The sequence below is a fragment of the Paenibacillus sp. MT86 genome (genome assembly GCF_058792535.1).
Map to the genome: position 1 here is coordinate 5,215,113 of NZ_CM179499.1, position 12,153 is coordinate 5,227,265.

Sequence of the window (12,153 nt, forward strand, 5' to 3'; positions counted from 1 at the left end):
GTACTTGTCTTATTCGGTATATCGGTCGGCCGCGGATTGATAAATGGACAGATAGCGCTCCGACCCCATCTTTTGCAGGTTAGCGACATACTGGTCCCAGTTATCAAAAGACTCGTTGCCGGCTATGAATTTGTCCCGCATCTCATCCACGTACGTGTGAATGTCGGTCTGGATTCCGGTAAGCTCGGACTGCTCATCGGCCGTAAAGTTAAACGGCGGCCAGACCTTGTCTTGAGGGATGACGTACGGCTCGGCTTTCTTTGCGTTTTCTACGGACGTCGGCAGGCCTTCCGCTCCCTTGAAATATTTCTGCGTCACGAAGCCCGGATAATATCCGCCGGGCCATATCAGATATTGCCCGACCGCTTGGTCCAGGTTGAGACCCTCCGGATTGTTCTTGATTTCGTCCACGTAATCCACATTGCCGGCCGCATCTTCCTTATACGTTTCGTCTTTCCAGCCCATGAAGAACATGCGGATGCCTTCGTCGCTGTAGAAATAATCCATCCAGCGGATCAGCGCGGCCGGATTCTTCGCTTTATCGGTCAGGACAAACATCCCGATGTTCCCCAGCGGGGAGCCTGTAGCGCTGAACATCTGATCGCCGTGCGGCCCCTTCAATACCGGAAGCCCCACATAACCCTCCTGGTTGTAGATGGCGACCGGGTCCACGTTATCGACAACGCCGAGAAGGCCTTCCACGCCTTTAGCGTCCACCTCCGTGCTCTTCACGGACATGATATCCTGCTCCAGCAGGCCGTCCTTATACAGTTTGTTCACGAATTGAAGCAGTTCCTTGTATCTTGGATCCGTCGGAATGAACCGGACCTTCCCGCTCGCCGGGTCGGTATCCACGTTAATGTTCGAGGTTCCGTGATAATTAAGGCCGAACGAACCCCGCAAATAGTTGACGATGCCGGCGGTTCCTACGCCACCCCAAGCATATTCATCCTTCTGGCCGTTGCCGTTCGGATCCTTCTCCTTGAACGCCTTCAACATATCGTAGAATTCATCCAGCGTCTGCGGCTCTTGAAGCCCAAGCTTGGTCAACCACTCCGTCTTCACCCACGGCGTTCCGTACAGCACGGACCGGAATTCCGGGTCATACAGCGTCGGCAGCCCGTAAATGTTGCCGTCCGGCATCGTAATCCCCTTCTCGATGACCGGATATTTCTCCATCAACGCTTTAAAATTCGGCGCGTATTGATTTATCAGGTCATTCAACGGGATAAAAGCGCCCTGCTTGCCGTACTTCAGCAAATCCGCCCTCGGGAATGCGGAAGCATAGAACATCTCCGGATAATCGCCGCCGGCAAGCAGCAGGTTGCGTTTTTCGGCCAAATTGTCTTTATGCACCGTGTCCCACTGCACCTTGATATTGGTCATTTTCTCATATTCCTGCCACAGTTTGATGTTGTTCCAGTCGGCATTGGCAAAGAACTTTCCGGCAAAGCCGGTCACCGTCATCTTGTCGTCGACAATCGGAAATCCCGTTTCATTTATCGCGGCTTTCCCTTCATCGGCCGAGTCCGTTCCGCCCGAACCCTTCGGGCTGCAGCCCGCCGCCAGCGATACCGACAACATGCAGGTCAACAGAAAACTTCCCCATTGCTTCAGCTTCATCCGTAATCCTCCCCTTTATCGTGTTCCATCCATTTATCCATGCAAGGAATTTATCCTTTGATGGCCCCGATCATCACGCCTTTGACAAAATATCGCTGCAGGAACGGATAGAGCGCCAGCACCGGAATATTGGCCACGACCAACACCGCGTACTTGATGCCCTCCACTTCCCTTTGCTGCTTGATCGCCGATTCGGTGACATTTTGACCATGTCGTTCGTTTGTCCCTGAATCAGGATTTCGCGCAGGATGAGCTGCAGCGGAAATTTATCTTTGTCCGATAGATACAACAGTGCATTGAAGAACGCATTCCAATGACCGACCGCATAGAAGAGAATGGTCACCGCGATAATCGGCATGGACAACGGCAATATGATCCGGGTCAATATTTTGATGTTCGAGCAGCCGTCGATGGTCGCGGCCTCCTGCAGCTCGCCGGGAATGGACTGCTGAAAGAAGGTGCGCATGATGATGATGTTCCAGATGGATACGGCATTCGGGATAATCATGACCCAGAGCGTGTTCAGCATGCCGAGGTTCTTGATCAGCAAATACGTCGGAATAAGCCCTCCGCTGAAAAACATCGTGAAAACCAATAGTGCCATGATGGCATTTCGCCCGACAAAATCCTTCCGCGACAGCGGATAGGCCGCAAGAATGGTCATCGTGAGGTTGATGAACGTGCCCAGCGATGTGTACACCAGCGTGTTGGTAAAGCCGCTGATGATATCCTGGTTCTGGAATATTTTCGCGTAGGAATTCAGGTTGACTCCCTTTGGCCACAACAGCATCTCGCCCCGCAGAACCGCCTGCGGGTCGCTAAACGATGCGCTGAGCACAAAAAGCAGCGGGTACATGACGATGATGGTGACCAGGATCAGAATCGCATAGTTGATGACATTAAAAATACGGTCCCCTCTGGATTCAATTTGCATGGTTCGATGCTCCCCTCTTTACCAAAGACTTGTTTCGCTAACCCGCTTCGAAATAAAGTTCACCGCAACCAGCAGAATGAAATTGATGACGGAATTGAACAATCCGATCGCCGCGGAGAAGCTGTACTCGGCATTCTGGATCCCCATTCGGTAGACATAGGTGGCTATAATGTCGGAGCTCTCCATATTCAGGTTGTTTTGCATCAGGAGCACCTTCTCGAACCCGATGCCCATAATGCTGCCCATGTTCAGGATCAAGAGGATGATGATCGTTGGCATGATGCCCGGGATGTTAATATGCCATATGCGCTGAAGCCTGGTCGCACCATCGACACGCGCGGCTTCGTGCAGCTGGTTGTCAATGCCGGCAAGGGCAGCCAAATAAATAATGGAGCTCCAGCCCATGGTCTGCCATACATCCGACAGCACGTACAGGGACTTGAACCAGGAGGGCTCCGTCATGAAATTGATCGGCTGGCCTCCAAACATTTCAATGAAATGGTTGATGATGCCGTAACGGGGGGACAGGAAGATCATCATCATCCCGACAACGACCACGGTAGAAAGAAAGTGAGGAGCATAGGTGATGGTCTGCACGAATTTCTTGAAACGTTCGGCCCGTATCTCATTCATGAGCAATGCCAGAATAATCGGGATCGGAAAACCGACGGCCAGGCTGTATAAACCGATGCCCAGCGTGTTCTTGATCAAGCGCCAGAAATAATAGCTGTTGAAAAATCGGTCAAAGTGCTCAAAGCCGACCCACGGACTGCCCCATATCCCTTGCGTTGCAATAAAGTCCTTAAAGGCGATCTGGATGCCGTACATCGGAACGTACTGGAACAGGACGTAATAGGCGATGACCGGTGAAATCAGAGCATAAAGCTGCCAATTACGTAGGATGCGATTCCACATGAAGCGCTTACGCTTCGTATCGGAAACCGCTTTTGCTGCGGGCTGCAGGGTCGTATTTGCCAATGAGCATCACCTCGGTATGTATTGGTTAATCTAGAAACGCCAACAAAACAAACAATTACATTCCATGGTCCCCCTGCTCAACCGGATTCCTTCTGGGGATCGTGTTCTCTTCCTATGGATCCAGCGGGTAAAGCACTCGGTTTACGATTTCCCTCCTTTGCTCCGTTATCGTCATCTGACAAAACGACAACCGCATTAAGGCTCAGTTATTCAATGCGGCATTCCAGGAATTCCATGTCATCAATAATGACACCTTCTGAGTTTATAAATAAATCCGATGGAGTCGGACGTTATTCTAGTGATTTGGAATTATTTTTGGACAATACCATGTTATAATTGGATTTATTTTGGATAGCTATCGATACTTGCATGAGTTTGAACTTGCAAATCGAAGGGGCTTCAACTTCTCTACGGGGAATATTTTGTATCACTAGATTACCTTTATATCAAAGAAATGAAAACGAAATCAAATATATGAATGGCATGATACAGGCGTTGATTACCTAACTCCAAAAAAGGAAGATTCAGCGCCAAACGCCTCATTGATTTTCAATCATAATAATATAGGCATTTGGCAAAGTCAAACACTTTTTTGGATATTTTTGGCGTGAAATGATTTATTTTTTGGTGAGCAACAGCAAAAAACAGCCGCCGGTTTTCAAGCCGACGGCTGTTTGATCATTTTCTCTCTTCTTCATATGTCAGTTAATTAAACATGATAAGTTATATTTTACTCGTTTCGGGTAAATCTGGAGGATTCCCGCACAATCAATGAGCATGGCAGCAATATCTTGGTTGCCATCGGGAAATGGCCATCCAAATAATCCACAATCGATTTGGCCGCTACCCTGCCGATTTCGTATTTGGGAACGGATACGGAGGACAGCGGCGGCGTTGTATACTGGGCCACATCGATGTTATCCATTCCTACGATCGCGATATCCTCCGGTATGCGGCCGCCGTTCTCGACGACGGCCCGCATGGCTGGAATGGCAAGCATGTCGCTTGCACAAAAAACTGCCGTCGGCCATTGCCCTTTGGGAAGCCCTCCCAATAGCTCGGACAACTTACTGAAGCTTCGATCCACGTTCCATCCGGTGTTCATCTGCCACTCCTCGCGCACCTCCAAGTTGGCCTCGAGCATAGCGAATTTGTATCCGACATACCGTTCCTCGCTTTCCATCTGCTTGGAATATGCGGGGCCTCCGATATAAGCGATCCGCGAATGCCCTTGGTCGATCAGGTGGCGTACGGCTGCCCTCGCCGATAGGATCCGGTCACAGTCTACTACCGGGACGTTCAGCCGGTCATCATTCAAACTCACGCCCATGATGGCAACTCCGGCCTGCTGCATCAACTCAAACAGCTCCTTGTCGTACCAGCTGATGGCTACAATACCCTGCGCTCCCGTCTCCCTCAGCATGAGCCGTATCCGGTCCGCATCCCCGACCTCTTCGCATGTGCGGACGATAGCCGGGGGCTGGCCCAGCTCCTCCATTTTTTTATGAAAACCGGCTAGAACCGTTGAAAAATACGGGTGATCGTCCATCAGATGTTGGGGGACGACACAGACAACCCGTTTGTCGGCCGTATTGTAAGCATGTACGCTTCGGGGTGGTTCATGTAGTTTATAACCGAGTTCAAGCGCCGCTTCCCGAATTTTCTGCTTGGTTTCTTCATTGACCGGACGGTTAGCATCGTTGCTGATGGCCCGAGAAACCGTGGATATGGATACGCCGACCCTTTCGGCGATGTCTTTAAGCTTAGCCAATCGATCTCCTCCTCCTGCAAAATTTGGAACCAAATTTTCCGCTATCATTGATCATAGCATAAACGTTCCGGTTGGAGGGCGTCAAATGGATGTCCATTTGGCTGTACGAGGAGTCTCGGCCTCAGCCGTAGCTACTGCTTTCTTCCCTTATCGAATTTTAGTAACAAAGCCGGTCTCAGCAGCGATGCTGCCGGAGCATCGCAGGTCCCGGAGCAGCAGGCTGTTACAATCGGTCATGCCTTCAAGCATCGAGTGCCGCGTGATCCGTGCTCTCCTGCTTGTTGGATTGAAACAGTACAAGCGACACAACCGCGGCTATTGCAACGCCCGCAGCGCCGATCCAGGCAATGGACGACAACGAAATTCGTTCGATCGCGATTCCTCCGATACCCGCGCCTGCCGCCATGGACAGCTGCATCATGGACTGGTTCAGGCCAAGCATGACCCCCGAGGAATTCGGCTCCAGCTGGACGAGATTATACTGCTGCGTGGGCCCGGATGACCAAGCGGCCAGCGACCAAATCACGAGTACGGCAAACACGAGCATGACGGATGCGCCCGCATCGGTAAAAGTCAGGACGATTAAAGCAATAATATGCAGAAGCATGCCGCCGATTAAGGTAAGCGGTACTCCCCATCTGTCCGTGCTGAACCCTCCGAACTTGGAGCCGATGAGACTGGCAATGCCGAAGGCAAACAGGGCTGAACTGATCCATTGTTCGTTCAAACCGCTCACGTTCAGAAGATAAGGGGACAGGTACGTATAGGCGACGGAATACCCGCCCAGCCAGAAGAACGTAATCGCCAAACCAAGTGCCACTTTGGGTTTCTTGAGCAAGGCGAACTGCTGGAGCAGCGGGACAGGGGCATCGCCTGTTGTTTTGGGAATGGCCTTATGCAGGACAAACATCGAAAGAATCCCCAGGACGGCAATCAACCCGAACACCGACTTCCATCCAAAAGCAGCGGCTGCGACTCGTCCGAGCGGAACGCCTATGATGAGCGAAGCCGTGAAGCCCATGACCACCGTGGCGATCGAGCTCGCCTGCTTGCCTGGCGGCGCGATTTTGGCGGCGATTCCAAGCGCCGTGACAACCACCATGCCAGCGCCCATCGCCATAAGTACGCGGGCGATGACAAACGGGATATATCCCGGCAGAGCGAATGACAAAAGATTGGCAACCACAAACACGCCTAACGAATAGACCAGCAGCTTCCGTCTCTCCACCTTAGCCGTCAATGCCATAAGCACGGGAGTCAAGATTGCGTATACCAACGAGAAAATCGTGATTAGCTGGCCGGCAGCGGTGATGGTAATCCCTAACGAATCCGCGATTTTATCCAACACCCCCGATATGATATACTCCGACGTCCCTACTAAAAAACTGACGATTGCCAAAACATAAATTTTCCATGAACCTGTCATGATTCCACTCCTTTATTTTATATTTACATATCGTGAATTGTCGATATGTTAAACCAATGAAAAGACATATCGCAATATATAGATACGTAATGCGGAACAAAACTGAATATTCCTTACTCTAAGGAAACATTCAGTTCCTGTTCTATATCTCCTGCTTCAAATACTCTCCGATTTCCCGGATCACTTCTTCATCCCGCTTATAATACGTAAATTTCCCCAAGCGTTCCGTCTTGATCAGGCCTGCCCGATGCAGAATCGATAAATACTGCGATGCTGTGGACTGCGTCATGTTCAATTTCTCGGTCACCTGGCTTACGCATACCCCGATTTCCCTCATATCAATCCCTTCGTGGGGCGTAAAATGCTGTTCCGGTTCCTTGAGCCACTGCAATATTTCCAGTCTTGATTCATTGGACAACGCTTTAAACACTTCGATTGGTTTCATACGTATCATTATATCGAGATTTATCGATATGTCAATCCTGATTCCTACGGTTTCTTGTTGAACCAGCAATAGCCGATCCCGTTAGGATCGACTATTGCATAAAAACTTTCGTTGTCCGTCAAGCTCCTCCGGCGGATATACCGTAGCGTTTCACGGCACTCGCGTAGAACCATTCTTCTGCCGTCTGCAGCGCCGTTTCTTCATCGATCCAGCCTGACGTGACCCGCTCCCACAGAAACTCGGCAGCCAGCTTCTTCACAAGCAGGATCTTGCCGTAGCTCCATTCCATGCATCGGGCATCCGAAACGATCACCGAGCTTTTACTGGCCGGGAGTGCTTCCAGACGGTACTGCATGCTGTCCCGGTACGTGCTTGCCCGGAAGTTGAACCACCACATCCCCCCGACATGAACGTTCGGAAAATTCCAGGCATCCTGCACCGCATCCAGATTGTTCATCTCCGACGCAAGCACAAGCTCAAAAGGACAACGGTATGTCTCGAATAAAGCGGCGAGCTTCAGGATCCGCTCCGTATCGTTCGCAGGGAACGCCGTGCCGCACCATGACCTCTCGACGCCCAGAAACAGCTGGACTAGCAAGCCGTTTCGATCGGCTGCCGCACAGATAAAGTGCAGCAGCTCCATCAAGATGTCGTCACGTCCGCTTGCCGAGCCGATCTCCTGGCGGAGGTTCGCGCTCGATTCATACCGCGGCAGCGTGGTCATAATGCCCGGGCAGCCCGCATCTTTATAACCGTCAAGCTGCCGGTTTATCTCGTCCCGTATCGCGTGAAACGTCCAGGCCGGTTCGTCGGATTGCACGATCTGATCGACCCATCGGCCCAGCGCTCCGTCAATCCGGGGAATCCATACCGCAGGATCCCGCATGCCTTGAAATGCAGCGTGCTCCGGATGGTTCACGACAAACCGGCGGATATTCATCCGGTCTGCCGTTTGCTGTGCCCATCCCTCTTCGGCGGCCGAATGCCGCACTGCGGTTATGGCTTCCCTGATCGAATCTTCATCCTTGATCCCGATCCCGTATAACTCGCGCATAATGGAAGTGAATGTCCAGTTCATCAGCGTGCTTCTCGTCGAGCGGTAGGCATTCAGAAATACAGCTATGCGTTCCTCCTCAGGCAGCTTCTCCGCTCCATCCGGATAGCCTCCGGCTTGGAGCTCCCGATAGAACCAGAAGTAGTGCGCGATTTCCCAGAAATCCCTTGCGCCAAGCCGATCGCCGACAAGGTGGGTATGGGTATCAAAGACCGGCAGTCCCATAATTCGCTCAAAAAACACGGCTTGTTTGCCGCCGTTATCATGCAGGCTCATGCCAACATCTCCTTCGCTTCAAAAATCGCCTACTTTCGATTTTCCGAAACGACGACGCCCTTCCCTTCGTTGTAACGGTCGGTCGCTTCCTTGATGATTTCAAGGCCGCCTTTTTTCTTATATTCCTCGATTACGTTCGGCCAGTCCGAGATCGGTTCCCTGCCATAGATCATTTTGATCATATGATCAAGAACCAGCTTCGGGCCCACGTCATCGCCCTGCGGGGCAGCATCCGGATATTTGGCATACGCGTCCAGTGCAGGCGAGAAGCGTATCGATCCGAGCCCTTCCTTGAAGACCACGGTATCCATATACTTGATCATGTCCCGCCCGTCTTCCGTCAGCTCTTCTCTTGCCTTGTTATAAACCATATCGTGCACAAACCAGAACATGGCGCGGAAGCGGTCCTCATCCATGGCCTCCGGCGTAGTCGGCGCCGTGAACTTTACCGTTCCATTCTCATTCGTATAGGTTTCGCCTTCAATTCCGAACGAGAAGTACGTTTCCGCCTCCGGTGTCAGCATCCAATCGAAAAACTTGATGATGCCGATCGCCTTTTCCTCCGACACCTTGCTGTTAATGTAGTAAGACGTATTAATGCTGGAGTATAGCAGATGGCCTCCGACGTTCTCGGGTCCTTTCGGCGCAGGAATGATGTCCAGTTTAGCCTCCGGCACGGCGTTCTTCAGCTTGCCGCGGTATTCCGCGAGCAGCTGCGCGTTGGCCGACCACATGCCCGACTTGCCGCTCTCGTTGTTTTTGCCGTAGTCACTGGATGTCAAGGTTGCAAAATCCTTCGGAATCAAGCCTTCGTCGTACATGGTCTTATAGGTCTCCAGCGCCTTCGTCATATTCTCCACGTCGAAGAACTTGGGTACGACCTCCCCGTTCTGCAGCTCAAACTGGGACGGCAGCACATCAAAAGCGCCTAATATCGTATCGGCATATTTAAAATTCTCCCGCATCTGATACGGGAATTCCACGCCTTCCTTCTTCATCGCACGCATCACGTCCAGAAACTCGTCCACCGTCTTGGGCGCCGGAAGGCCGGTTTTCTCCAGCAGATCGGTACGGATGAACAACGCCCGCCGGGACGGATTGGACAGCCAGGCCGGGATTCCGTATATTTTGCCGTCATAGCTGGTCTCCTGCCACGCTTCCTTCGGCACGCTCTTCATCAAGTTCGGCGCATGCTCCTTCAGCAAATCGTCAAGCGGCATGAATACGCCGGCCTCTACGGAGCCGGACATCCCCTTGCTCGTGGCCCCTCCCACGTTCTGGACAACGTCAGGAATATCGTTGGAAGCGAACATCAGCGTCATTTTGCTATCGAAATCCTTCAGCGGAAGCATCGTCAGATGAATGTCCGTATTGGTCCGCTTTTCAAGCTCCTTCACCCATCTCTCCTCGTTCACATCCTTCGAACGCTCGGCGTGTTTGTTCCCGCTGGTTGCCATGGACATCGTAAAGGACAGCCTGCCATCGGCCGCGGCCCCGGACGAACCGGCTTTCCCTCCATCCGATTCCTTGGCACCGTTACAGCCGACTGCCGTTAAGGCGATTAGCGCACTCATCACAATAAAACTCCATTTTCTTCTCATCCACATCGCTTCCTTCCCTATTCTTGCAGATTGCCTATCCAGTTGCTTCTACATGACTGCCCGGATTTCGAGTCTCCCCGGCTTTGGATGAAGCCGGATAGCCCGCTCCCCCCGAAGAGTATCACCCTAGGTTATAAAACGCTTTCATAATATCATTCAAATCCCGTCGGTTGACATGTACTTTTTTCAGCCCGCCTGTGTTTTCCTATGCTGGCCCGTTATATGCCCGGATCGGAACGCTGTCATCAACGCTACTTTACGCAACGCACAAAAAAACCGACTCCGGGGCTACGCGAAGTCGGTTCTTTCATTTATATTACTTACTGTTATTACTTGCCCTTCGGTGAACGCAGCCAACTCATGGGGCGTACAGGCAAACACGGATTTCGGATGTCCTGCCGCTGCCCAAACCGTTTCATCGGCATTATTATCGTGCACTCACCGGCGCTTGCGCCTGAGCCTGCGAATCGTGGCCGGCATCAAGCAATACCGCGTTGATTCCGTTAAGAAATGCCAGCGCGCTGGCCTTGATAATATCCGTATCCATCGCGCGTCCGGAATAGATTTTGCCCTGGTATTCGATACGAATGTTTACCCGGCCGATGGCTTCTTTTCCCCTCGACAGACTGTTGATTTTGTAATCCTTCAGCTGCACGTCCAAACCGACCAACGCTTTAATGGCACTGTACAGCGCATCGATCGGACCATCCCCCACCATACTGTCCCTGAATGTCTCGCTGCCTTTCTTCAGCTTCACGGTTGCCGTCGGATACAGATCATTGGTGACGACCTGGAAGGAGTCCAGCTCGTACAGATGGCTGCTGACTTCTTCATGGGTGCGGTGCTGGGTCACCAGATAAAAGACGTCATGGTCATATACTTCCTTCTTGGCATCGGCCAGCAGCAGGAATTTCTCAAACAGCGCTTCAAAATCTTCGCCTTCGCCCGTCTCGAAGCCCAGCTTCTCCACCGCGTTCTTGAACGCATGCCTTCCCGAACGCGCCGTCAGGATCAGCTCCATGCTGTCGGCGCCGACTTCCTCCGGCGACATAATTTCATAGACCTGCTTATCCTTCAGCAGACCGTCCTGATGAATACCGGAAGAGTGCGCGAATGCGTTCTCGCCCGTTATCGCTTTGTTCACCTGCACATCCAGGCCCGTCAAATGCGTCAGCAGCCTGGAGGTTCGGATCAGCTCCTTGAGCCGGATATTGGTGGAAGCTTTGAAATGATTCTCCCGGACCTTCAGTCCCATGACCACTTCTTCCAGCGAAGTATTGCCTGCGCGCTCCCCTAAACCATTGATGGTGCATTCCACTTTCTCGGCGCCGTTCCGCACGGCGCTGAGCGTGTTCGCCGTAGCAAGCCCCAGGTCGTTATGACAGTGAACGCTGAGGATCACCTGATCGTTCAGGTTTTTCAAGCGTTCGTTGATTTTGCGGATCAATTCGCCGAATTCGTCCGGCACGGCATAACCGACCGTGTCCGGCACGTTGATCATCGTTGCCCCGGCCTTTACCACGGCCTCGATCGTTTTCCACAGATATTCAAAATCGGACCTGGATGCGTCCTCCGTCGAATACTGAACTTGAGGCAGCAGCGTTTTGGCATACTTCACGGCATCTACGCCCATCTGAAGCACTGCATCCTTGGAGCGGTTGAATTTCTTCTCCACATGGATGTTCGAGGTACCGAGCACGATATGAATCAGCGGGTTTTGCGCAAGCTTAATGCTTTCATATACGGCATCGATATCGCCCTTCACCGCGCGCGCAAGCGCAGTGATCGATACGCTGTCGCCCACGGTGCGGGCGATTTCCTGAACCGCCTGAAAGTCTCCTGCCGAAGACGCGGGAAAGCCCGCCTCGATAATATCGACGTTCAACCGCTTCAGCTGCTGCGCAAACTCGATTTTTTGCTGTACGTTCAATTTGGCGCCGGGAACCTGTTCTCCGTCGCGCAAGGTTGTGTCCAATACGATAATATTTCGTTCCATTCGGAATTCCTCCTTGGTCGCTGATCTTGGTTTATCTATATCAAGCAGG

8 protein-coding genes and 1 pseudogene are annotated in these 12,153 nt (G+C 52.0%); all 9 read right to left on the minus strand.

Features of this window, described 5'->3' with window-relative positions:
* Positions 1 to 9 precede the first annotated feature (9 nt).
* The 9 genes and pseudogenes from AC3RCL_RS23485 to AC3RCL_RS23525 all read right to left on the minus strand — a co-directional run bounded on the left by AC3RCL_RS23485 (position 10) and on the right by AC3RCL_RS23525 (position 12,104).
* The gene (locus AC3RCL_RS23485; protein WP_090909321.1) at positions 10 to 1,623 is read right to left on the minus strand and encodes an extracellular solute-binding protein; all 1,614 of its coding nucleotides are present in this window, start codon (positions 1,621 to 1,623) and stop codon (positions 10 to 12) included.
* A 50-nt stretch (positions 1,624 to 1,673) separates the two neighbouring features.
* A pseudogene (locus AC3RCL_RS23490) lies at positions 1,674 to 2,557 on the minus strand (carbohydrate ABC transporter permease).
* 18 nt (positions 2,558 to 2,575) lie between these two features.
* Entirely contained in the window at positions 2,576 to 3,535 is a 960-nt protein-coding gene (locus AC3RCL_RS23495) for an ABC transporter permease (RefSeq protein WP_192570954.1), read from the minus strand.
* A 730-nt stretch (positions 3,536 to 4,265) separates the two neighbouring features.
* Positions 4,266 to 5,306, minus strand: coding sequence for a LacI family DNA-binding transcriptional regulator (locus AC3RCL_RS23500; protein ID WP_096776151.1), 1,041 nt, complete (start codon positions 5,304 to 5,306; stop codon positions 4,266 to 4,268).
* 241 nt (positions 5,307 to 5,547) lie between these two features.
* Entirely contained in the window at positions 5,548 to 6,732 is a 1,185-nt protein-coding gene (locus AC3RCL_RS23505; RefSeq protein ID WP_096776152.1) for an MFS transporter, read from the minus strand.
* Positions 6,733 to 6,874: 142 nt separating this feature from the next.
* Positions 6,875 to 7,177, minus strand: a complete 303-nt coding sequence (locus tag AC3RCL_RS23510; protein WP_009591021.1) for an ArsR/SmtB family transcription factor — start codon at positions 7,175 to 7,177, stop codon at positions 6,875 to 6,877.
* Positions 7,178 to 7,295: 118 nt separating this feature from the next.
* A complete protein-coding gene (locus AC3RCL_RS23515; RefSeq protein ID WP_492532307.1) occupies positions 7,296 to 8,507 on the minus strand; it encodes a glucuronate isomerase in 1,212 nt (403 codons plus the stop codon).
* A gap of 29 nt (positions 8,508 to 8,536) precedes the next feature.
* Positions 8,537 to 10,108 (minus strand): extracellular solute-binding protein, encoded by a 1,572-nt coding sequence (locus tag AC3RCL_RS23520; RefSeq protein ID WP_492532309.1) that lies wholly within the window; start codon positions 10,106 to 10,108, stop codon positions 8,537 to 8,539.
* 427 nt (positions 10,109 to 10,535) lie between these two features.
* On the minus strand, positions 10,536 to 12,104 hold the full coding sequence (locus tag AC3RCL_RS23525; protein ID WP_192570950.1) for a 2-isopropylmalate synthase: 1,569 nt from the start codon (positions 12,102 to 12,104) through the stop codon (positions 10,536 to 10,538).
* Positions 12,105 to 12,153: the final 49 nt, after the last annotated feature.

What these genes read in the sequence shown, in the direction of transcription:
- AC3RCL_RS23485 (WP_090909321.1), bottom strand. Translation starts at nt 1,623, where the DNA reads ATGAAGCTGAAGCAATGGGGAAGTTTTCTGTTGACCTGCATGTTGTCG.
- AC3RCL_RS23505 (WP_096776152.1), bottom strand. Translation starts at nt 6,732, where the DNA reads ATGACAGGTTCATGGAAAATTTATGTTTTGGCAATCGTCAGTTTTTTA.
- AC3RCL_RS23510 (WP_009591021.1), bottom strand. Translation starts at nt 7,177, where the DNA reads ATGAAACCAATCGAAGTGTTTAAAGCGTTGTCCAATGAATCAAGACTG.
- AC3RCL_RS23515 (WP_492532307.1), bottom strand. Translation starts at nt 8,507, where the DNA reads ATGAGCCTGCATGATAACGGCGGCAAACAAGCCGTGTTTTTTGAGCGA.
- AC3RCL_RS23520 (WP_492532309.1), bottom strand. Translation starts at nt 10,108, where the DNA reads ATGAGAAGAAAATGGAGTTTTATTGTGATGAGTGCGCTAATCGCCTTA.
- AC3RCL_RS23525 (WP_192570950.1), bottom strand. Translation starts at nt 12,104, where the DNA reads ATGGAACGAAATATTATCGTATTGGACACAACCTTGCGCGACGGAGAA.